The organism is Paenibacillus glycinis (assembly GCF_009909185.1).
GTDB classification, from domain to species: Bacteria; Bacillota; Bacilli; order Paenibacillales; family Paenibacillaceae; genus Paenibacillus_Z; species Paenibacillus_Z glycinis.
Genome location: NZ_JAAAMV010000017.1, coordinates 60,833 through 82,558 on the forward strand (window position 1 = coordinate 60,833; position 21,726 = coordinate 82,558).

Here is a 21,726-nt window from a genome sequence, read left to right on the forward strand (position 1 = left end):
CATTGCGGCACGGCGGCAAGGGACGATGCATCGCGGGCGATGAAGCGGGGGGCTGCGCATGCATCGCGTTGATCTGGGCTGCGGAGCCGACAAGCACCGCGAATGCGTCGGCATCGACATCATGCCGTCCGTTCATCCCGATATCGTGCATGATTTGAACGACAGGCTGCCGTTGGAGGACAATTCCGTGTCCTTCCTGCTCGCGAGCAGAAGCTTGGAGTACGCGAAGGATCTCGGAAGCGTGATGAAAGAGATCTACCGGGTCTGCAAGCACAAAGCGGTCGTCTGCATCGTCGCTCCGCATGCCCAGGCCGCGATTCATATCGCGAATCCGGCGGTCCGCAGCCATTTCAACGAATACACGCCGTATTATTTGACGCCGAAGGAGCATCACCGCGAAATCGTATCGGCCTCGCAGTTTTCGCCGGAGTTCATTGCCGAAGAGGATCTCGGGGTCGATTTCCGACTGCTGCGCATGGAGTTTTTTTACTTCCCGCTTTATTTGTCGCCGCTCTACGAGCCGGGAGAACGAATCGGCCTGATGGACGTGCAGCATAACATGGTCGATGAGATCCTGTATCATTTCGCGGTCGTCAAAGAGCCGGTCACCAAGCAAGAATGCAGCATTCTGGCCGGGTCCCAATTGGAGGAACCGGCCCGCATCAAGGAGCGGCGCCTCCACGACAGCATGCTCACGAGGCAAAATGCCGAGAATGTCATCGAATCCGAGCCCGTCACGCGGGCCGAGGGTGAGGAAGAGCAACGCGCAGCGGAGGAAAACGGCCGAAAGAAGGCGGCAGGCACGATCAAGCCGAAGGCCAGGACCGATTCGAAAGCGGCTCCGAAGACCAGCCCCAATTCCGAACCTAAAGGCAAACCCGAATCGAAGACCGGTCCCAAAAGCGACCCCAGAGGCAAACCCGAATCGAAGCCCGATGCCAAGCCCAAAGCCGATTCGAAGGCCGGCCCCAAATCCGATCCGAAAACGAAGCCGAAGGCGAAACCTTCGAAGGCCGGCGCCGCGAAATCCAATAAGCAGATGCAAATCAAGATGGTGGAACCGGAAAAGCCGGAAGTCGTCCGGCGTCCCTCGCGCGTGGTGTATTTGCGCAAAGACTAACCGAGAGAAGCGGCCCGGAAAACGGCAATTTGCCGTTCTCGGGGCCGATTTCGTCGCGCTAGGCTTGCTTGGCCTTGGCGTTCTTCTGAATGAGGGAAATCTGGCCGGCATGGATGCCGGTATGGTACATGAGCCGGCCGACCGCCTCGAGCGGCGTCGTCGCGGGACCGCCCATCGGCGATTCGACGGGCTCGGTCCAGGCTTCCTCGGGGAGGTCTCGCATGGCATTGCGCAGATGCTCGTTGGAATCGCCCAGCAGCTGCAGCAACTCGTTCAGGGTAGCCTCTCCGCCGCCGTCGCCGGCCGGTCCGGCGTTGGTCGAGAGCCGGATCCCTTCCGGTATCGGCTTACGAAAGAACCATTCCGTGAACATGAATTCGACTTCCGCGTTATGCTTCAGCATATAACCGATGGAAGCGGGACCGAGCTTCAGCGCCAGGTCTTCCTGGGGCAGCTGCGAGGCGGTGCGGAAGAAGCGGGACTGGATGGCGCTCCAAATGGGAAGTACGGAATCATAGTGGCTCATAACGGCATTCCTTTCTATTCGCGAATATGGAGGATGGCAGATCAGGCTTTCGTCGACGTCTGGCCGTGGCCATCGCGGTTGACGTGATCGAAGGTATCGCCGGCTAGGTCGATATCGTAGGCTTGCCCGAATCCCGCGACGTATCGGCCCTCCCGGGCGGCAAGCTCGAACAGGGAAAAATCGAGTCCGCGCAGCATGGCGATCATGTTCCCGCCGAATCTGCCTTCGAACAGCGCGAATATTTCTTCGTGTCCTTCGTTCCCGACATTGGCGGCCTTGCAAACGAAGCGCGCGCGTTGGCGGGCGAACAGATTCGCGGTGCGGGATTCGTCCTCGATCAGCATGACGTCGACGAGCGGATTGCTTTCGAGATGACGGAAATGGTTCGCGATCCGGCTGATGTAGATGTAGAACCGGCCGTCATGCTTCACGAACGGAGCATAAGAGATGAACGGGCTGCCGCTTTCGTCGACGGTGCTGAGCAGGAGCGATTTCAGGCTGTCGGCGAAGAGCAGATACTGCTGTTTGATCTTGTCGTGATCGATCGGTTTCAAATCGTTTCCTCCCCTTCTCTTATAGTAGATGTTCGCGGTCCGGAGTCCCGGCGTGGCACGGAATATTCGATTCCGGCAGTTTCTGCGGTTGATTCGGGCACGGGCGGCGCGAGCCGAATGCGTCCGTTTTCGGCAGCGCCGCGCGAGTAGGGACGTTTGTCGCCCGGGCGGCCTCGTCAACGAAGGCATTAGCTCCGTTCCGTGCTTTGCAAGGCGGCCGTTATCGCCAGGAGCGAGGCAAGCGGCACGGCTTTGGAAACGGCTTGGTTCATGATACGGAAAACCCTCCATAGGGTATCGATAATGAATGCACTCGAATTATACCAATAATGATAATCATTATCAATTGAATTTTTGGCGATGCATGGAAATCCTCCGCTTGCGTGATAAGTGGGCTGCCTGTAAACCGTATATGCATAAAACAGCGGCGCGCTTCCCCGAACGGGGAGCGCGCCGCTGCCGTACTTCCACGAAGCACGGGACCATCTCGCCTTGCGGCGATCCGGCATCCGGCTTTCGATGGAAGGTTATCTTAAGAAGTTACCGCCGGCATTGCCGGAGCAGACGGCCAATACCCGATGTCCGCCGCGTACGCGATCATCCGGCGCAGGAAATCGCGATCCGGCTCCGCGCAGCCGATTCCCGTGCCGCTCAGCAGCGCGGTCGTTTCCGCGCAACCGTAGCGGTACGCGGAATTTTTGGCGCCGTCGCCTTCCAGCTGCGCCATTGCCAGCTTGACCGCCTCGAGGTTGCCGGTCGCGCCGCTGTGCATCAGCCATTCGCCGTAAGCGGATGGCGCCAGGGTCTCGATGTCGTAGCCGAAGCCCCGCAGACCGTCCAGCAGCTGCGAATACGGCAGCTGCACCGGGTTGCAGATGTGGTACACGCATCCGATCGTATCGGGACGCAGGGCCAGATGGACGATCGACTGCCCGGCATAATCGATCGGCGTGAAGTCCACGTCCCAGTCGGCCTCGACCGCTTTGCCGAAGACCAGCATCGCTTTGATCATGCGGTAGAACGCGTTGCTGTCGATGTTGCGCTGGAACCTGCCGGTGAGCGAGTGGCAGGTTAGGTTGCCCGCGCGGTAAATCGTGACGTCGAGCCCGTGTCCCGCCGCTTCGATAAGCAGCTTCTCCGCCTCGAGCTTGCTGTTCGTATAGACGCTTTCGACGCGAAGGCCGGCTTCGAATACCGGCTGCTCCAGCACCCGCTCCCATTGCCCGCTCAAGGCGAGATCTTCGGGAATGCCGAGCGTGGAGACGTGATGGAAGCGCACGCGCCGCGGCAGCTCCTCGGCCAGCCGTACCAGATGGCGGGTGCCGTCGACGTTCGTTCTCGCAAAGCGCTCTTCGTCGCCGAAATGGCGGACGTCGGCCGCGCTGTGGATGATCGCGTCGACTTTCGCGAGGACGACCGCGGCATCCGCTTCGGAGAAACCGAGATCGGGGCGTTCCAGGTCCCCCTCGAAGGCGATGACCCTGCCTTGCATCAAGTCCAGGACCGCCGGTCCGAAATAATGGCTCATCGCGTCCTGCAAACGCGTCAAGCCGTTCCATTTGCCGGATTTCCGGACGATGCAGTAGATCTCCGAGCTGCTCTGCTGAAGCAGATCGTACAACAGCTGAGAGCCGAGATAGCCGGTTGCGCCGGTCAGGAGCACGGCTTTGGGCATCGCGTCCAGGGGAAGCGGGCGAATCTCGCCGAAGGCAAGCGGATATTCGTCGAGCGCCGTTTTCTCGCGATTGGCCGAAATGTCCGAAACGTCAGGATTCGCAGCAGGCAACCGGAGCGCCTCCTCGAGCGCTTCGGCCTGCAGTTCCTCCGTGCGCCGCGCCAGCCCCGCGACCGTTCTGCAGCGATAGAAATCGTTGATTTTCAAGCCCGGGAAGACCGGCATCAGGAGCGTCAGCACGTGCATGACCGCGAGCGAGTCGCCTCCGGCGGCGAAGAAATCGTCGTGGATGCCGACATGCTCGAGCTCGAGCGCCGCTCTCCAGGCCAGAGCGATCGCGGCTTGGGTATCGTTCTCGGGACCAGGGCCGTGCGCTTCGGCGGTTTCCTCGCGATGCTCGTAGCCGGCCAAGGTTTTACGGTCGATTTTGCCGGTCGGGGACAGGGGCATCGCGTCCAGCTGCACGATCCGTTTCGGCACGAAATACGCGGGCAGCTTCTCGGAGATCTCCCGTTTGATCAAGGCCGGCGGAACCGGATGTCCGTCCCGCGACGTGAAATAGCCGATCAGCATGTTGTGGCCGTTCGCGTCCTTCTTCGGAATGACGGCGACGTTTTGCACGTTCGCGATCTTGATGAAATTGTCCTCGATCTCGCCGATCTCGATCCGGTGGCCGCGGATCTTGATTTGCGAGTCGCGGCGTCCGGCGTATTCGATCGTGCCGTCCGGCAGCAGTTTCACGATATCGCCGGACCTGTACATCAGCTCGCCTTCCGCGAACGGATTCGGGACGAATGCCGCCGCCGTCTTGTCCGGTTGGTTCAGATACCCTTTGGCCAGCCCGACGGTGGAGATGCACAATTCGCCGTGGACGTTGACCGGGCAGAGCCGGTTGGCTTCGTTCAGGATGTAGACCTTGTAGTTGCCGATCGGCTTTCCGATCGGCACGTTCGTCAGTTCGTCCGGGATTAGCGCGTCGACGACATGCGTCGTCGTGCAGACGGTGCATTCGGTCGGCCCGTAGACGTTCACGATCGCGATGCGGTCGCGGAAATGGCGCTGGAACGCCCGCACCTGCGCGCCGTAGAGCGCTTCGCCGGCCACGGTGATGAGCTTGACGCCGGCCAGCTTCCGGTAACCCTCGTCCGACAGGTAGGCGGTAATTTCGTTGAAGAACACGGTAGGGAGGATCGCGATGATCGTCGTTCCCGTGCGCTCCACGGCGGTCGCGAACAGCTCGACCGAGATTCGTTCCTCCGGCGAGAGCAGGTACAACGTCGCGCCATAGAACAGCGCGCCGATCGTATCCCATACGGATGCGTCGAAGCTGTAAGTGGAGAACTGCGTAAGCACGTCCTCGGGCTCGATCTTGCAATCGCGCCGGACCGTCTCCCCGAGGTTGACGACGCCTTCGTGGCGAATGAGCGCGCCTTTCGGCCGTCCCGTCGATCCGGACGTATAGATGATATACGCGAGATCGTCCGGCAGAACGCCCACGGACGGATTGTCCGAGCCGTCGAAGCCGGCGAAGTCCCGGTCGTACAGCAGTACGTCCTTGACCGCCGCGGCGCCGGCGCTCAGTCCCCGCGCGCCATCGAGATAACGTTCCTTGGTCACGATAAACGCAGAGCGGGTGTCCGCCACGATATATTGGTTGCGCTCCTCGGGATGTTCCGGATCTACCGGCACGTAGGCGCCTCCGGCCTTCAGCACGCCCAAGAGGGAGACGATGAGCTCGATGCTCCGCTCCATATAGATCGTGACGAAATCGCCGACGCCGATTCCTTGCGCGAGCAGGGCGCGGGCCGTGCGGTTGGCCGCCTCGTTCAGCTGCCGGTAAGTCAAGGCGCCTTCGGACGAGGATACGGCCGTTTTATCGGGATAGCGGACGGCCATCCGTTCCACCATGCCGTGAACGGTCTCGTTCCGTTCGTATGCCGCGTCGGTGGCGTTGAGCAGCCGGTGGGCCGCCGCGTCCGATTCCGCGAGAATATCTACGCCGGCGATGCTTTGGTCCGGATGCGCGAGCGCGGCTTCCAGCAGCGCGGCGTAATAATGCGCGAATCGCTCGATCGTCTCTGCTTTGAACAGCGAATCGTCGTACTCCACGACGGATGTCCAGACGCCTTCGCGCTCGCGAAGCTGCCAGATCAGCTGCTCCCCGGCGGCTTTCGGCGACCGGCGGACGGCGAATCGGGTTTCGGCCTCGCCGGCGCTCGGCGCCGGCGAGGCCGCCGCGCCGCGCACGAGCTCGCGGATGCCGCGGAACGTCGCGCCCGGTTCGATCTCGAGCGATACGCAGATGGACGAATCGTTCAGGTGCAGTCCCGCCGTCAGTTCCTTCTCGCCCGACATCCGGTAGATCCAGGCATAATAAACGGCAGCCAGCAAGTCTTCGACCTGCGGATCGGCGTGCGCGGCGTTCTCCATCGCTTCGCTCAGCCGGGCTCCGAGCGCATGCTCGGCGATCGAGAATGCGCAGGTACGGTGATGTTTGGGGAAATCGGTCGGCAGCAGCAGGACGTTATCGCGTTGGTAGGCATTGGCTTGTGAATCGACGATTTTCTCATTCATGGCTCTCATCCGTTCTCCCCTTGATCCATTGCAGGGCGTTATGGTTTATTGGTTGACTTGCGCGACTACGACGACGGAACGGTTTATCGTTTCGGGCTGACTTTGAATTGGCCGACCAGCGACTGCAGCTCTTCGGACACGGCGTTCAGCTCCGTCGAAGCTTCCACGATCGTGCCGAGCGAAGCCTTCTGCTGCTCGATCGAGCTTGCGATTCGCGAGCTGTTCTCCGCGGTCATGCCGGCGGTCGCGGAAAGCTCCTCCGACGTGGCGGTCAGCTCCTGCGTGCCGGCGGACATCTGCTGGGTCGAGCCGGATACTTCGTGGATCTGATTCGAGACCGTGCGCGTGGCCAACAGGATATTGCCGAACAGGTACTCGAGGTTGCCGGCGACTTCGATGCCCGAGCGAACCTCGCCGGAGCCTTGTTCCATCGCTTGGACGGCCCGAGAGATTTCCGCCTGGATTTCCTTGATGAGCTCGGTGATTTGCGTCGCGGACTGATTGGATTGCTCCGCCAGCTTCCGGACTTCTCCCGCGACGACGGCAAAACCTTTGCCGTGCTCTCCGACCCTGGCCGCTTCGATCGAGGCGTTGAGCGCCAGCAGGTTGGTTTGCGCGGCGATATTCGCGATGACGGAGACGATGTTCTCGATTTCCTGCGAGCGGCTCTCGAGCTGCTTGACGACGGCGCCGGTGTCGGAAACGAATTGGTCGATTTGGCTCATCTGCTCGGTCACCTGCTTGACGACGCCGTTGCCTTCGATCGAGATCTGTTCCATGACCGACGCTTCGTTGGCCACCTGCGACGAATTGTCGGAGATGCTTTGGATGACGACGGCCATCTCGGACATCGCCCGCGCCCCTTCGCCGGCGGCTTGCTCCTGGGCGGAGATGTTATGCATGATTTCGTTGATGCTGGCGGTAATCGTCGACGCTTCCGCGCTGTTCTGCTCGGAAATGGCATGCAGCCGTTTGGACGAGGAGTTCAGCAGATGGGTGGCTTGCTGCACCTTTACCATCGTTTCGCCGATGCGGCCGACCATCACGTTGAATTTCGCGTTGATCCGGCCGAGGTCGTCGTCCCCGGTCTTGATCGAGATGTCCAGGTTGCCCTCGCTGACCTGCTCGATGCCGCGCATGAGTTCCCTCAGCGGCTTCATCGTCGTGCGGGAAACCAGATATTGAACGAGCAGCACGATGACGAGGAAGATCGCCATGATGCCGATTCCGCTCGTCAGCAGCTTGTTCAGTCCGTTCGGAACGGCGCTCGCGTCGACGTCGGCGGCGAAATACGCGAAGATTTTCCCGTCCGCGTCATGGATCGGATACGCGACGGTCGTCCACGTGCCGAAATCGTCGGAGTAGAAAGACGTAAAGGTCGGCTTGCCGCTGGCGAGCATGCTCCTCAGCCCGTCCTCGACTTCTTTCGGCTGCTCGTAGAAATCGCCGATGTTCAGCTTCGCTTCCTTGAAGGCGTCCATCAGGCTGGTCGGCATGGCGACGAGCGTCGTCTGGTTGCCGTCCTTCAGCTCGGTGCCGAAAATATACGCCTGCGCGATATTGGGATTATCTTTGTTGACGGCGTCGAGGTACGTCCGCAGCTTCGCTTGCACGGGGCCGTCGTAGCTTTTCTCCGTCACGGCCTGCTCGACGGCTTTCGCGTCGAGTCCTTTGGCCCAAGTTTGGGTAACCGCGGTAATCTCGCCGTGGAGTTGATCGATCAGCACGTTTTTCTCGATCAGATAGCCGGACGTGATGAGCACGGCCCCGATCAAGATGATGTTAAAGGACGAAAGTAGCAGGTTTTTCATAAAAAAAGACATGCCGATCATTTTTTTCATGTTGTTTCGCTCCTGGTATGATTGTAGTTGGAACTATGCCCGGTCCTTCTTATGTGCAGGTCTAAACTCCCTCCTTCTGGGACTAATGCTTTGGGGAAACGCGTAAAACAGCCAAAAATACCCAAGACTTTTATATTATCGTAAGGGAAGGACTGGAATTTTATAGAATTCACAAACTTTACAAAATTCTTCTGATTAATTACATGCGAAAAGCGGGCGATAAAGGAGCGAAATCGGAGCTTTGCTTACGTTATAAATACAGCCGGGGCAGGACGGCGAATCGCGGCGCTATAGCAAAGAAAGGGCTTCCGAAAAACGAAAATCCGTGATCGGTTTGTCGGAATTAAAGGTAAGCCGGCATGTGCCGCAAATCAAATGCCAAAAATACCGCGCCGATAGGACGGGCATGCGGCAAGCTTCCGACCAAGACGCCCTCGCCGATTAAGGGATGCGCGAACGGGAAATTATATCCGAGATCCCCGCGACCGGAATCTCCCGATGCGGGAGCGGGGCTGCGAGGAACTCGTTGTAAGAAATAGAAGTATGCGATATATTGTATACATATATCGATCTAGAATCTTAGTTTCCACTATGAAAGGATGGTAAGGCGCGATGAACGACAAGAAAGATCTGCGCGTCCGCAGCAAGGTCATCAGCGAGGGCGCGAATCGGGCGCCGAACCGGGCGATGCTGCGCGCGGTCGGCTTCACGGACGAAGATTTCAAGAAGCCGATGATCGGGGTGGCGAGCACCTGGAGCGAGGTGACGCCATGCAACATGCATATCGACGGACTCGCCCGCGCGGCCAAGGAGGGCGTGCGGGAACACGGCGGCGCGCCGCTCATATTCAACACGATCACCGTCTCGGACGGCATCTCGATGGGGCATGAAGGAATGACGTTCTCGCTGCCGAGCAGAGAGACGATCGCCGATTCGATCGAGATCGTCACCGGCGCGGAACGGTTCGACGGGCTCGTCGCCGTCGGCGGCTGCGACAAGAACACGCCCGCCTGCCTGATGGCGATCGGCCGCCTGAACCTGCCGTCCGTGTACGTGTACGGCGGAACGATACAGCCCGGCAAGCTGGACGGCAAGGACGTCGATATCGTCAGCGCGTTCGAGGCGGTAGGGAGCTACCACGACGGGCGGATCGACGCGGAAGAGCTGCATAAGGTGGAATGCAGCGCTTGCCCCGGCCCTGGCGCCTGCGGCGGCATGTACACGGCCAATACGATGGCCGCCGCCGCGGAAGCGATGGGCATGAGCCTTCCCGGTTCGTCGTCGACCGCGGCGATTTCCCGGGGGAAGGAACAAGAGTGCCGGCAAGCCGGAGCGCAAGTGCTGCAACTGCTGGAGCGCGGCATCTATCCGCGCGATATCATGACGAAGGAGGCGTTCGAGAATGCCATCACCGTCGTCATGGCGCTTGGCGGCTCGACCAACGCGTTCCTTCATCTGATCGCGATCGCCCACTCGGTCGAAGTGGAACTGAGTTACGACGATTTCGAGCGGATTCGCGCGAAAGTGCCCCATCTGGCGGATATGAAGCCGAGCGGCCGATTCGTCATGGAAGACTTGAACCAGGTCGGCGGCGTTCAAGGCGTCATGAAGCTGCTGCATGCGGAAGGGCTGCTCCACGGGGAATGCATGACGGTCACGGGCCGGACGCTTGCGGAGAATTTGGACGCATCGGCGCCGCTCGCCGCCGACCAGACGGTCATCCGTCCGTTCGATCGGCCGCTTAAACCGAACGGCCCGCTGTACGTGCTCAGGGGCAATCTCGCGCCGGAAGGCGCGATCGCCAAAATGTCGGGCATGAAGAAGCTCCGCTTCACGGGGCCGGCACGCGTATACGACAGCGAGACGGCCGCGACGGAAGCGATTATGAACGAGGAGATCAAAGCCGGCGACGTGCTGGTCATTCGTTACTGCGGGCCGAAGGGAGGCCCGGGCATGCCTGAGATGCTGTCCGTCACGGCGCTGATCGTCGGCAAAGGACTCGGCGGCGAAGTCGCGCTCATCACCGACGGCCGTTTCTCCGGCGGCTCCCACGGCTTCGTCGTCGGGCACGCCGCGCCGGAGGCGCAAGTCGGCGGTCCGATCGCGCTGCTGCAGAACGGCGACCTTGTCACGATCGACAGCGGGACGCAGGAGATCTCGTTCGCGGTGAGTGCGGAGGAATTGGCGGCTCGCAAAGCGGCATGGACGGCGCCGCCGCTCAAGGCGACAAGCGGCGCGCTCGCGAAGTATGCGCGGCTGGTGTCTTCCGCCTCGAAAGGAGCGGTCACGGATTTATTTTAGTGCGTACCGCCCTCGGGCGAGCCGCGCGGCCATCCGATTGACATTCGGCCGGATAACGCGTATGATTTCGCTAAACAATCGTAGAATGAAATGAAGGCAAAGCGAGGCGAAAGGCATTGAAACGGATTCCCCGGACGAGCAGGGACATGCAGGCGGCTGAACGCAGGGAACAGATATTGCGGGGCGCCAAGGAACTGTTCGCGGAGCACGGCTTTCACGGCACTTCGATGCGGATGATCAACAAGCACGTGGGCATCACGGACGGTCTTCTGTATCATTATTTTCCCGATGGGAAACAGGAGATTCTGGAGACGGTCTTCACGGAGGCGCAGGAGTCGAAAGTGGCCATCATGGACGAACTCCTGGCTTCCATGGAACCGGATCTGCCGCTCGAGACGGCGCTGTCCCAGTTTTTGATCGGGTTGTACACGATCTTGACGGGAGACCGGGCGTTCATCCGGATCATGTTCCGCGACGCGGAATCCGTTCAATCGAACCGGCGGAATTTCTTGTCCGAAATGATCCAGCAGCGGCATCGCAGCCTTACGGAGGTGCTCCGCAAACGGGCGGAAGCGGGCGAGATCCGCGAGATGGACTTCGGGTTAGCCGCGCATCAGCTGTTGTCCGTCGGCGTCGTTTGCGCGCTTCGGGAAGTCTCGTTCATTAATGTCGTCGGCGTCGAAGTCGAGACGTATATTCGTAATATGGTCACTTTCTCCGTGTCGCAATGGCGAAAGTGATTTTTTTCGGCCTGTCCATTCACCGAGCGTTGAATTAATTAATTTGGGGGTCGATTTTTTTTATGCTCAAGTTTTTCCGGCAGAAGCATCCTTATCTCGCCATACTCATCGTCTTTATGGTCATTCTTGTCCTGGGTTTGGCGCAGCTCGGCTCTTCCGTCAATCCGGTGCCGAAGGATCTTCCCGTGCTGCTCGTGCAGGGCGATGCCGGAGCCAATACGCCTGCGGGCGAGTCGAATTTCGGCAAGGAGCTGTCCGAACGCATGCAGGCGGCCGATGCGCCGAACGGCGGAGAAATGCCGCTGATATGGCGAACGGCCGCATCGGAGGACGCGGCCGTCGATGCGATGAATCGCGAGGAAGCTTATGCCGCGCTCGTGATACCGGCCGATTTCTCCGGCAAGCTGGCGACCTTGTTGACCGCGGATCCGCAGCCCGCGGGCGTCTTGCTGTACGTCAATCAAGGCATGAATTATAACGGCGCGACGATGGCGAATCAAATCCTGACGCAGCTGATGAACGGCGCGAGCGCGCAAGTCCGGGAACAAATGCTGGCGACCGCTTCCGAGCATGGCGGCATGCTGACGGTGAAGCAGTCGGAGGCATTGGCGGCGCCGATCGCGGTGACCACCCGCAATCTCAATGCCGTGGGCGCGAACAGCTCCAACGGCAACGCGCCCGTCGTGCTCACGCAGCTCGTCTGGTTCGGCGCGATGGTGGCGACGATGATGCTGTTCGTGGCGGCGAAGAATGCGACCGAGCACGGCTTCCGTCTCCATCGCCTCGGCATACGGGTATCGCAAATCGTCATGGGCGCGGTCGCGACGGGCGCCGCCTCGCTCAGCATTCTTTGGATCGCCGGTCAATGGTTCGGCTTGGCCATTCCGGATTACGCGGCGATCGGCTGGTATTTGTTCTTCGCCGGCTTCGTGTTCTTCCTTATCCAGACGACCGTCGTGAGCTGGCTCGGTCTCGCGGGCATGCCGCTCTTCATTCTCGTCTTCTTTTTCGGCGTGCCGATCCTTACGCTGCCGCCGGAGCTGCTGCCTCCGTTCAGCCATCATTTCCTGTACGCCTGGCTGCCGCTTCGTTTCGCGGTCGAGGGTTTGCGGGACCTGTTCTACTTCGAGGGATACCGGAATTTGGGCGCGCCGACCTGGACGCTGGCGGCGATGGGCGGAGGCGGCATCGTCTTGACGCTGCTGTCCGTGCTGAAGAAGCACGGCGCCGTGTCGGCTTCGGCCGGGCCGTCCGAGACGGCGAAGGCTTCCAGCGGCATCCAATAACCGCGGAATTTGACATAAGAGGGCTTATCCACTATCCTGACGAAGAGGTGATCGATAGTGGCTGTTCAATCCGATAAAATTTTCGTCAATTTACCGGTTAAGGATTTAAAGAAATCCGTTCAGTTTTTCAACGAGGTCGGGTTCGGGTTCAATGCGCAATTCTCCGACGAGAACGCGGCTTGCATGGTCATCAGCGAGCATATTTTCGTCATGCTGCTGTCCGAACCGTACTTCAAAAATTTTACGAAGAAGAAAGTGGCCGATGCCAGCAAAAGCACGGAAATGATTCTGGCGATCTCCGCCTCGAGCAAGGAAAGCGTGGACGAAATCGTCTACAAGGCGCTGTCCTCCGGCGGTAAAATATCGAACGACCCGCAAGACCACGGCTTTATGTACGCTTGGAGTTTCCAGGACGTCGACGGCCATCTGTGGGAAGTCATCTACATGGACGAGAGCGCCGCGTCCCAAGGCTAGCCCGTCCGCGAATCGACAAGAGAAGACTCCGCTGCAGCGAGATGCAGCGGAGTCTTTTTTGCATGCGCGAGCAGGGGCGGAACGCACCGCGCCATTCAGACTGTCGCCGATGGAACGCCGCTCTAATGGCATCAAGCGTTCACCGCGTTCTCGCGAAGCAAGCCATTGCAGCCGGATGCCTACCCGGGCCGCAATGGCTTGCGATCGTTTCATAGCGCTTACGGCGAAACTTACGACCGCGAGCGCACCTCCTGGCGCATGAACAGCGCATACGACAGTCCGAAGCAAATCATCGTCGCCGCCAACAGGCCGACGAGCTGCGGCCAGCAGAGCAGCAGGCTCTGCCCGAGCGGGAGGGGACTCGCGATGGCGCCGACCACCTGCTCCGTCGTGAGCGGTCCGAGCGAGCGGATCCCCGGCGTCAGCAGGGTGCCGGTCGTCTCCGAGAACAGGTAAGCGGGCGACAGGCGGTTGAGCAGGAGCATGCGATCGGCATGCCGGAGCAGGATGTCGAGCGCGGACGTTTCCGGCGGCATCGTCGCTTTGTCTATCATGCTCGCGATCATGCCGTAGAACACCGAGAAGAAAATCCACAGCGCGATTCCCGACAGCGCGGAGGTCGCCGCTTGGCGGAATCGGATGGACAGCAGCATGGACAGATTCAGCCAGAAACCGACGTAGATGACGCCGACCAGCAGGAACAGCACGACCCGCAGCACCTCTTCCGGCGTCGGCGGGTACCCGATCGTGAACAACCCGAGTCCCATGACGAGTAACCCGAGCGCGAACAACACGACCGCGATCAACAGCAGCGAGGCGGTGAATTTGGCCCGGATAAAGTCGTCGCGGTAGATCGGTTGGGAGAGCAGCCGGCTGAGCGTGCCTTTGCCGCGCTCCGAGTTGATGGCGTCGAAGCCCAGCGCGATGCCCATGAGCGGTCCGAGGAACGAGACGAACGTCGAGAACGCCGGCAGCGTGCCGTCCGAAGCCGTGAACATTTGCAGGAACAGGAAGGACGTGTCCGTATCCTGCGTCTTGACGCCGTCCTTCAGCGCGGTGACCGCCGCATAGATCGAGCCGATGCAGGCGAGCGCGATGATGCCGATCAGGATACCGAAGCGCCAGCTGCGCATATGGTCGCCGAATTCCTTCTGCACGATGACCCAGAACGGCGAAATCGTGCCGGGCTCGGAGATGCCGAGGCCGTCCTCCGCCTCGGGGCGCCTGCGTCCCTTGAGCCGCCGAAGCAGCCTGCGCGCGAAGTCGTTAGGATTTGCCGGCGTTTCGATCAACGGGACCGCCTCCTTCGAAGTATCGGTGGTAGATGTCGTCCAGACCGTATTGCTTTCGCTGGACCGCGTGCAGGTTCGCCCCGCTTTCGATGACCGTCCTTGCCGCGGTCGTCGTCAAGTCGCGGTCGCAGCGCAGGGTGACGCGGATCGCGCCGTCGCCGGCACTCGTCCCCATGGTGCTCGAATAGACCAGGACCCCTTCGAGCGCGGCGAGCTGCTCGCCGAGCGCCGCGTTCCAGCCCGAAACCTCGAGCTCCACGGTAACGGCGCGATCGTCGTCGAGCTGAAGGGCGAGCGATGCGACGTCGCCGGAAGCGATGAGCTCGCCGCGGACGAACAGCCCGACGCGATCGCAAATTTGCTGCACCTGGTGCAGGTGATGCGAGGAGAGGAGCACGGTCAGCCCTTCCTTGCGGCTCAAATCCTGGATCAGCCGCAGGAGATCGCGCACGCCCTCCGGGTCGATGCCGAGCGTCGGTTCGTCGAGAATGATGATCTCGGGCCGCTTGATCAGCACGTCCGCGATGCCGAGCCGCTGGCGCATGCCGCGGGAGAACGCGCCGACCTTCTTGCTCAGCGCATCGGACAGGCCGACCCGCTCGAGCAGCTCCGCTGCCTGCGCGCGGGCTGCCGCGGGCGCGATGCGGTTCAGCCGGGCGGTGAAGAGCAAATTGTCGAGCGCCGTGCGGTCCTCGTAAAAGCCGATATCGTCGGGCATATAGCCGACGCGCCGCTTAACCTGCAGCGGCTGCCGGGTCGGATCGAGCCCGCACACCCGCACGCGTCCGCTCGTGGGCTCGGTCAAGCCGAGCATCATCAGGATCGTCGTCGTTTTGCCGGCGCCGTTCGGACCGAGCAGCCCGAAGATCTCGCCTTTGGCGATCGACAGGTTCAGGCCGCTCACGGCGGTCTGCCCGTCGTACCGCTTGGTCAGCCTGCTCAGCTCGATGACCGGACTGGTTTCGTCCGGAAGCGCCGGTTGGGATTGTGGCATCGCCATGATTACCGCCTCCCGTACTTGCGGAACAAGAAGTAGATGCCTCCCGCGACGGCGAGGATGATCAGGATGCCGACCCAGCCCCAAAGCACCGACGATTTGACGGCGACGCGGATCTGGGCGTCGGCGCTTTTCTCCGGCGCGGCCGCCGTGATGCCGACGACGTAATCGCCGGCGAGCGCCTTCTTGTCGGCTTTGATCGTCGCTTGGACATGCGTCGTTCCGCCCGGCGCGATCGTGTCCACGTTCGCCGGCTCGAAGGAAACCTCCCAGCCGGAAGGGGTCTCGGCGGACAGCGCGACGTTCTTCAGCTCCGAGGACCCGGCGTTCGTCACGACCATGTCCAGGCGGCGCTCCGAGCCGGCCGTGACGTCCGTGCTGAGCACGTCGTCGGCGGTGCTGAGCTTGAGGTCGTAGGTGCCGGTGACGACGGCTTCGACGGCCGTGTCCGCGGAGGTGGCGTTATTGCCGGCGGCGATCGGGATCTTGTACGTGCCGGCCTTGACGGTTTCGGGCGGCTTGATGCTGATGCTGATCGATTTCTCGCCGTTCGGATCGACCTCGACGGACGTCACGCTGTTGCTGCCGTCGGTGAAAGTCGCGTCCCAGCCCGGCTCCGCCTGCGCCTGCAGCGCATACGTTTGTTTCTCCGCGGTGCGGTTGCGAAGCGTCGCGCTGAAGGTGAAGGTGGAATCGGAATGGCCTTGCATATTGGGTTGATCCGTCGTCAGCTCCGTCCGGAACGTACCTTGCTCGGATACCTGCACGGACAACGGCAGCGAGACGCCGCCCGCCTTCACCGCGAAATCGTAGACGCCTTTGTCCACCTCGAGCGGCACGTCCAGCTGCAGATTAACCGTCTGCGTTTCGCCCGCTTTGACGGCCAGCCGGCTGACCGTTCGTCCGCCGGCCGTCAGCCCGTAATTCCACTTGTTGCCCTTGGCGTCAAAACCGAGGTCCACGGTTTCCGTGGCGCTGCCGCGGTTGATGACGTCCACGGCGTACGCGATGGAATCGCCCGGCGGCGCGGACAGCTCCAAATAAGGCGTGTACAGCTCCACCGAACCCGCGGCCGAGGCCGGTCCAGCGCCGAAGCCGAACGCGGCCGCCCCCAATACGAGACATATTGCGAGCATCCATCGGATGCTCTGTTTACGGCATGCACGAAGCATGCGATCCCCTCCTCGAGCGATTTATTCCGCTGCCGGATGGGCAGCTTTTCGTAGTCGGTACGCACGAAAGCGCGGATTGGATTTACGCCGGGGCAAAAATTTTTTTGTTTTCGAAGACGCCGATTTTTGGTACAACGAGAGAAGAAGGGGCGGTACGGAACACGACAAATCGGAGGAGAGGTGGCAGCGATGAGTCAGTCCGGCGAAGACATGTCCGTCGTGCTCCGCGACATGTGCGCAGGCTCCGTGGAGGCATTCGACCGCTTCTACGCGCGTTACGCGCCGCTTATTATGAGCATCGCGCTGCGCATGCTCGGCGATCGGATGGAGGCGGAGGACGCCTGCCATGACGTTTTTCTGGAAGCGCTTCGGCGGGGCGGAGAACGCTACGATCCCCGGCGCGGCTCCGTGGAGGCCTGGCTGGCGGTCATGACCCGCAGCAGATGCCTGGACCGGCTTCGGCGGGGCAAGCGGCTGCTTCGCCGCGAGGAGTGGAGCGAGGAAGCCGTTCCCGACTCGGCGGACGCCGCCGACGAGAAGGTGCTGTCGCGGATGCAGGGGGAAGCGGTGCGCGAGGCGCTGCAGGCGCTTCCCGCCGGGCAGCTGCAAGCCGTGATCGGCAGCTATTACGGCGCGAAGACGCACAGCGAGATGGCTTCCGCCTGGAACGTGCCGCTCGGCACCGTGAAGTCATGGGTGAGGTACGGACTGCACAATATGCGCAAGCAGCTGGAGAAGCAGGGATGGACGGGCGAGAAGGAGAACGGCACGAAGGAGGGGCGCAAATGAACGGGAAGCCGCACGACGCGGACGATGCCTGCAACAAGCTCTACGGAGAAGAGGATTGGATCGATTGGCTGCTCGGGCATAAGCCTCAAGCCGAACGCGATGCGATGGCAAGCCATCTCGCGCGCTGCGCGCGGTGCCGGGATATCAGGGAGACGTGGACGCCCCTGCTGGAAGGAGCCGGCAGTACCGAAGTGCCGGCCATGGAGCGGGCGGGCGGGCCGGCGATCGCGGGCGCCGGGCATGCATGGGCCGGTACGGCGGCTATCGTCGCGGACGCCGCGGCGGGTGAGGGACGCGGTGCGTCGAGGCGGGAACAACCGATGCCGTCCGATGCGCGGCGGGAACGACTGCGCCGTTACGTCCGCGCGCGTTCGGCCGGACTGCGCCTCCGCCGCCTGCTGCCGGCGCATCGCCGAATGGTCGCCGCCGCAGTCGCCGCCGCGCTCTTGGTCTTGCTCGCGGCGGGCGTGTACCGGACGGCGCCGAGCCAATCGGAGCGGCGCATGGTCGATGCGGCCGTGCTGGAGCCGACCGCCGCCGCCTTCCTGCAGGATCCGCGGACGGCGAGCTTCAAGATTCATCCCGAGGCGGAAGAACTGGGCGAGGGGTATATCTGGTTCAACGAGACGTCGGGCGAAGTGTACGTGATGCTGGAAGGGCTTCTTCCGAGCGCCGCGCACGACGTTCAGGTATGGGCGGTCAATCAGGATGAGCACGTGAATCTGGGGTTGCTGCATCATGACCGTCCGAGCCGCGCGCACTTGTACGTGAAGCAGGAAATGCTGCTGCAAGCCCATCGCATCGCCCTGACCGTCGAGCCGGCCGGCGGCAGCAGCAACCCGACCGAGCCCGACGCGCTCGTGTTCCGGCTGCGGCGCGGTTGAACGCCGCGGAATTCGTGGTAAACTAAGGAAAACCGCATGCAGGAGGCAGCAGCATGAAACGCATTCCTTTCGTACTCCCGGCATTATTAGCCGTGTTCCTCTCCGGCTGCTCCCTCTACGCTTCGCCGTCGGCGTCGGCTCCGGCCGCGGAAGGGATTCAGGCGGAATGGGCGTTCACGCAGGCGGACCAGCAGCCGGAGCGGCTGTTGATCGGCGTCATCGACGGTGCCGCTCGAACGCTCGACATCGCGATCTACAGCTTGACGAAGCCGGACATCGTGGACGCGATCAAGCGCGCGCAGACGCGCGGCGTCGCGGTGCGCATCATCACCGACCGCATCCAGGCCCAGGGCAAGAGCCAGCGCGAAGCGCTTAAGCTGCTCGGCAGCGCGGGCATCCCGATGAAGCAGAACAAACATAGCGGCCTCATGCATCTCAAAATGACGATCGCGGACGGCAAGACGGCGACGACGGGCTCGTTCAACTATTCGAAGGCCGCCAGCACGGACAACGACGAAGTGCTGATGGTGCTGCGCGGCGGCGAGGTCGCGCAGTCGTTCGAAAGTCAATTTCAGGCGATGTGGGAAGATGCGGACGGATTCGACTCCATCTCGCCCGTCATCGGGCAGCCAGCCGAAGGGTCCTCGGAGACCGATGCGGAAGGCGAATCCGAGTCGGCTAGCGGGACGGAGCCCGCTGCCGGACCGCCGGCCGGCGTCACCGCGTTCGCGAGCTGCGCCGAAGCGAAGGCCGCCGGCAAAGCGCCGCTGCATAAGGGCGACCCCGGCTACAGCGCGAAGATGGACGGCGACGGCGACGGCGTCGCCTGCGAGAAATAAACGGCTGACGCGCAGCCATCGGCAAAGCCCGCCTGTCGGCGGGCTTTTTGCCGTATTGCGACACCGAACGACATTATCACGCGGATCGCCGGAGGAATTTCGGTTTTTTTGTCGAATAAAGATCGCATGCAACCTCTGGGTTGACCCGGCTTCGCCCAGCAAGGAGAGTGACCGAACATGAAAGCCGCGCTTCAACCCGCCAAGAAAAGGCCGACCCTGAACGGCAAGCTGCGATCGCTTGGCCTCGTATTCGTTCTTATCGTCGGATGCGCCTGCACGTTGATCTTCTCGTACGTGGAGCTCGTGAATCAGAAGACGAGCATTCATCGCCAACTGGAACAAACGATCCTGCTGCAGCAGCAGTTTATCGATAAATGGCTGGACGACCGGATGTCGGACATCCGGCTCATCGCGAATTATCCCGCCGTCAAAAGCGGGGAAACGGCTCAAATGCAGCAGTTGCTTGGACTCGTCAAGCGCAATCACCTGGAATTTCGATCGCTGACCTCGGCAGACGACAAAGGCCATACCGCGGACGGCTTGAATATCGAGGACCGCTCTTACTTCGCGGAAGCGCGGCGAGGCAACGATTCGATCTCCGACGTGCTCCTCTCGCGGAAGGACGGCAAGCGCATTATCGTGTTCGCGGCGCCGGTGACGGGGGAAGACGGCATTTTCAAAGGCCTCGTGATGGGAACGGTCGAGCTGACGACCATCGAGCAGCTGATGGAGCGCTTCTCGTACGGCGAGAAAGGGCAGACATACCTCGTCGACCGCGAAGGCGCGCTGATTACGGGCGAAGGCAGCGGCGACGATCAGCCGGTCCGGGTCGGCCCGACCCTGCTCGAACGGGCCGAAACCGGCATCCAATCGCGGCAGGCCTACCGCAATTACGCCGGCATCCCGGTGTACGGCGATTACCTATGGACGAAGAACGGCAGCTGGCTCATCATCGGCGAGGCCGCCCGGAAAGACGTGCTGGCTTCGCTCTATACGGAGCTCGAGTATGCGTCGTTGTTCATTTTGCTGGCGATGCTAGCGGCGGTGCTCGTCATGCTCCGCACCTCGAAGAAGATCGCGAGACCGGTCAACCATCTGCTGCGGGGCGTCCGGATGATCAAGGACGGGGGTTATCATTACCGTATCGATCCCGGCGTGCTGGAAGCGTCGACGGTCGAATTTCGCCAACTCGGCCTGACGTTCAATTCCATGTCGGATACGATTCTCGAGCATACGGCAGCGCTCAGCAAGGAGCGGAATTTCGCGTCGTCGATCATCGACACGGCGGCTTCGCTGATCGTCGTCCTGGATAAGGACAGCCGCATTCTGCGCTTCAACGCCAGCTGCGAGACGGCCACCGGTTATACGTTCGAGGAGATGCGGAACCTGTCCATCTACGATCGTCTGATTCCGGAGAACGAACGCGCGGACGTCGAGCGGCATTTTAACGAGCTGATGACCGCCCGCGGGAGCAACCGCAACGAGAACCATTGGCGTTCGCGTTCCGGGGAGCTGCGTCTCATCGCGTGGTCGAATACGATATTGCTGGAGACGGACGGCGAGATCAAGCACATCATCGGCATCGGCATCGACATCACGGAGCAGCGTAAGGTCGAGCAGGCGCTGGAGGAAAGCCGGCTGCGGCTCGGGACCATCATCGAGACGGTCCCGTCCGGCATCGTCGTCGTCGACGAAAACGGCATGATCTCGATGGCGAACCGGATGGCGGAGGATATCTTCGGCATGGACAAGGCAACGATCGTGAACCGCGCCTACCAGGATGCCGTATGGGTGCTGTATGACTTCGGCGGCAAGCGGATGCAGGCCGACGAATTTCCCGTCGCGATCGCCATGCGCACGGGGCGCACGGTGACGAACAGCGAATTCATATTCGAGAAGCCCGGCGGCGCGCGGACGATGATTTCCTGCAATTGCTCGCCGGTGTTCGATCGGGAAGGGCGCATCCGCAGCGTGCTTGTCTCGCTGTCGGACATTACGGAGCGGATCGCCGTGCAGTCCGAGCTTCAGGCGGCGAACGACGAATTGAAGAAGCTATCCTCGCTCGACGGCTTGACGGGCGTCTTCAACCGCAGGTATTTCAACGAGCGGCTGCGGGAGGAATGGGAGAAGCACGCGCTGAAGAACGAACCGCTGTCGCTGATCATGCTGGACATCGATTATTTCAAGGCGTACAACGACACCTACGGCCATCTCGGCGGGGACATGTGCCTGAAGACGGTGGCGGCGACGATCCGCGATTCGCTTGACGCGTCGGACCGCTTCGTCGCCCGTTACGGCGGCGAGGAGTTCGGCATCGTGCTTCCGGGCACGGCGCGAGAGGAAGCGGCGGCGCTGGCGGAGTCGCTGCGGATCCGGGTGGAACGACGGGAAATCGCGCACGCGAGATCGCATGTCAGCCGTTTCCTGACGATCAGCCTGGGCGTGGCGACGGTCGTGCCGGCCTTCGGCAGCGACGCGGAATCGCTGGTGTCCGCCGCGGATAAAGGGCTGTACGAAGCCAAGCGTACCCGCAATCGCGTTGTCGCGGAGGGTGGACCGCATACGGAGGCGGCAGCGTCCGCGGAAGCCGATTTGCGGGGCTTGTAAGCGAGGGAACGCCAAAAAAGGTCCTTGGGATGCGCCTATCGCATCCCAAGGACCT

General features: G+C 61.6%; 16 protein-coding genes. 9 read left to right on the top strand and 7 right to left on the bottom strand.

From position 1 onward, the window contains the following. Nucleotides 1–58 precede the first annotated feature (58 nt). The gene (locus GT019_RS18285) at nt 59–1,120 is read left to right on the top strand and encodes a methyltransferase domain-containing protein (RefSeq protein ID WP_161744633.1); all 1,062 of its coding nucleotides are present in this window, start codon (nt 59–61) and stop codon (nt 1,118–1,120) included. A gap of 58 nt (nt 1,121–1,178) precedes the next feature. Here the strand turns inward: GT019_RS18285 and GT019_RS18290 are convergent, their stop codons facing one another. The 4 genes from GT019_RS18290 to GT019_RS18305 all read right to left on the bottom strand — a co-directional run bounded on the left by GT019_RS18290 (nt 1,179) and on the right by GT019_RS18305 (nt 8,290). Further along, a complete protein-coding gene (locus tag GT019_RS18290; protein ID WP_161744634.1) occupies nt 1,179–1,646 on the bottom strand; it encodes a DinB family protein in 468 nt (155 codons plus the stop codon). 41 nt (nt 1,647–1,687) lie between these two features. Then, nucleotides 1,688–2,200, bottom strand: coding sequence for a HugZ family pyridoxamine 5'-phosphate oxidase (locus GT019_RS18295; RefSeq protein ID WP_161744635.1), 513 nt, complete (start codon nt 2,198–2,200; stop codon nt 1,688–1,690). A gap of 532 nt (nt 2,201–2,732) precedes the next feature. After that, nucleotides 2,733–6,458: a non-ribosomal peptide synthetase family protein gene (locus tag GT019_RS18300; protein WP_235948541.1), complete on the bottom strand. Its 3,726-nt coding sequence runs from the start codon at nt 6,456–6,458 to the stop codon at nt 2,733–2,735. A 74-nt stretch (nt 6,459–6,532) separates the two neighbouring features. After that, a complete protein-coding gene (locus tag GT019_RS18305; RefSeq protein WP_161744636.1) occupies nt 6,533–8,290 on the bottom strand; it encodes a methyl-accepting chemotaxis protein in 1,758 nt (585 codons plus the stop codon). A gap of 612 nt (nt 8,291–8,902) precedes the next feature. On the opposite strand from GT019_RS18305, the gene ilvD reads away from it, so the two are divergent. The 4 genes from ilvD (at nt 8,903) to GT019_RS18325 (ending at nt 13,091) form a co-directional block, all read left to right on the top strand. Continuing rightward, nucleotides 8,903–10,591 (top strand): dihydroxy-acid dehydratase, encoded by a 1,689-nt coding sequence (gene ilvD, locus GT019_RS18310; RefSeq protein WP_161744637.1) that lies wholly within the window; start codon nt 8,903–8,905, stop codon nt 10,589–10,591. A 116-nt stretch (nt 10,592–10,707) separates the two neighbouring features. After that, complete coding sequence (locus GT019_RS18315) at nt 10,708–11,331, top strand: TetR/AcrR family transcriptional regulator (RefSeq protein ID WP_161744638.1); 624 nt, start codon at nt 10,708–10,710, stop codon at nt 11,329–11,331. 62 nt (nt 11,332–11,393) lie between these two features. Further along, nucleotides 11,394–12,617, top strand: coding sequence for a YhgE/Pip domain-containing protein (locus GT019_RS18320; protein WP_161744639.1), 1,224 nt, complete (start codon nt 11,394–11,396; stop codon nt 12,615–12,617). Nucleotides 12,618–12,674: 57 nt separating this feature from the next. Then, nucleotides 12,675–13,091 (top strand): VOC family protein, encoded by a 417-nt coding sequence (locus GT019_RS18325; protein WP_161744640.1) that lies wholly within the window; start codon nt 12,675–12,677, stop codon nt 13,089–13,091. Nucleotides 13,092–13,321: 230 nt separating this feature from the next. On the opposite strand, the gene GT019_RS18330 is transcribed toward GT019_RS18325, so the two are convergent. The 3 genes from GT019_RS18330 to GT019_RS18340 are packed head-to-tail and all read right to left on the bottom strand — an operon-like array spanning nt 13,322 to nt 16,552. After that, on the bottom strand, nt 13,322–14,383 hold the full coding sequence (locus tag GT019_RS18330) for an ABC transporter permease (RefSeq protein ID WP_235948543.1): 1,062 nt from the start codon (nt 14,381–14,383) through the stop codon (nt 13,322–13,324). After that, a complete protein-coding gene (locus GT019_RS18335) occupies nt 14,358–15,383 on the bottom strand; it encodes an ABC transporter ATP-binding protein (RefSeq protein WP_235948546.1) in 1,026 nt (341 codons plus the stop codon). Before GT019_RS18335 ends, GT019_RS18330 begins: the two co-directional genes overlap by 26 nt. A 2-nt stretch (nt 15,384–15,385) precedes the next feature. Next, a complete protein-coding gene (locus GT019_RS18340) occupies nt 15,386–16,552 on the bottom strand; it encodes a COG1470 family protein (RefSeq protein ID WP_161744641.1) in 1,167 nt (388 codons plus the stop codon). Nucleotides 16,553–16,741: 189 nt separating this feature from the next. Between GT019_RS18340 and GT019_RS18345 the strand changes: the two genes are divergently transcribed. The 4 genes from GT019_RS18345 (at nt 16,742) to GT019_RS18360 (ending at nt 21,671) form a co-directional block, all read left to right on the top strand. Continuing rightward, complete coding sequence (locus tag GT019_RS18345) at nt 16,742–17,341, top strand: RNA polymerase sigma factor (RefSeq protein ID WP_161744642.1); 600 nt, start codon at nt 16,742–16,744, stop codon at nt 17,339–17,341. Then, nucleotides 17,338–18,225 carry an anti-sigma factor gene (locus tag GT019_RS18350; protein WP_161744643.1) on the top strand — a complete coding sequence of 296 codons (888 nt, stop codon included), beginning with the start codon at nt 17,338–17,340 and terminating at the stop codon, nt 18,223–18,225. Before GT019_RS18345 ends, GT019_RS18350 begins: the two co-directional genes overlap by 4 nt. Nucleotides 18,226–18,278: 53 nt before the next feature. Continuing rightward, complete coding sequence (locus GT019_RS18355; RefSeq protein WP_161744644.1) at nt 18,279–19,064, top strand: phospholipase D-like domain-containing protein; 786 nt, start codon at nt 18,279–18,281, stop codon at nt 19,062–19,064. A 177-nt stretch (nt 19,065–19,241) separates the two neighbouring features. Next, nucleotides 19,242–21,671, top strand: a complete 2,430-nt coding sequence (locus tag GT019_RS18360) for a diguanylate cyclase (RefSeq protein ID WP_161744645.1) — start codon at nt 19,242–19,244, stop codon at nt 21,669–21,671. The last annotated feature ends 55 nt before the right edge of the window (nt 21,672–21,726 follow it).

Excerpts from the sequence above, each read along its gene's own strand:
- GT019_RS18345 (WP_161744642.1), top strand. The coding sequence starts at position 16,742 with ATGAGTCAGTCCGGCGAAGACATGTCCGTCGTGCTCCGCGACATGTGC.
- GT019_RS18340 (WP_161744641.1), bottom strand. The coding sequence starts at position 16,552 with ATGCTTCGTGCATGCCGTAAACAGAGCATCCGATGGATGCTCGCAATA.
- GT019_RS18305 (WP_161744636.1), bottom strand. The coding sequence starts at position 8,290 with ATGAAAAAAATGATCGGCATGTCTTTTTTTATGAAAAACCTGCTACTT.
- GT019_RS18290 (WP_161744634.1), bottom strand. The coding sequence starts at position 1,646 with ATGAGCCACTATGATTCCGTACTTCCCATTTGGAGCGCCATCCAGTCC.
- ilvD (WP_161744637.1), top strand. The coding sequence starts at position 8,903 with ATGAACGACAAGAAAGATCTGCGCGTCCGCAGCAAGGTCATCAGCGAG.
- GT019_RS18355 (WP_161744644.1), top strand. The coding sequence starts at position 18,279 with ATGAAACGCATTCCTTTCGTACTCCCGGCATTATTAGCCGTGTTCCTC.
- GT019_RS18285 (WP_161744633.1), top strand. The coding sequence starts at position 59 with ATGCATCGCGTTGATCTGGGCTGCGGAGCCGACAAGCACCGCGAATGC.
- GT019_RS18350 (WP_161744643.1), top strand. The coding sequence starts at position 17,338 with ATGAACGGGAAGCCGCACGACGCGGACGATGCCTGCAACAAGCTCTAC.
- GT019_RS18300 (WP_235948541.1), bottom strand. The coding sequence starts at position 6,458 with ATGAGAGCCATGAATGAGAAAATCGTCGATTCACAAGCCAATGCCTAC.
- GT019_RS18335 (WP_235948546.1), bottom strand. The coding sequence starts at position 15,383 with ATGGCGATGCCACAATCCCAACCGGCGCTTCCGGACGAAACCAGTCCG.
- GT019_RS18320 (WP_161744639.1), top strand. The coding sequence starts at position 11,394 with ATGCTCAAGTTTTTCCGGCAGAAGCATCCTTATCTCGCCATACTCATC.
- GT019_RS18360 (WP_161744645.1), top strand. The coding sequence starts at position 19,242 with ATGAAAGCCGCGCTTCAACCCGCCAAGAAAAGGCCGACCCTGAACGGC.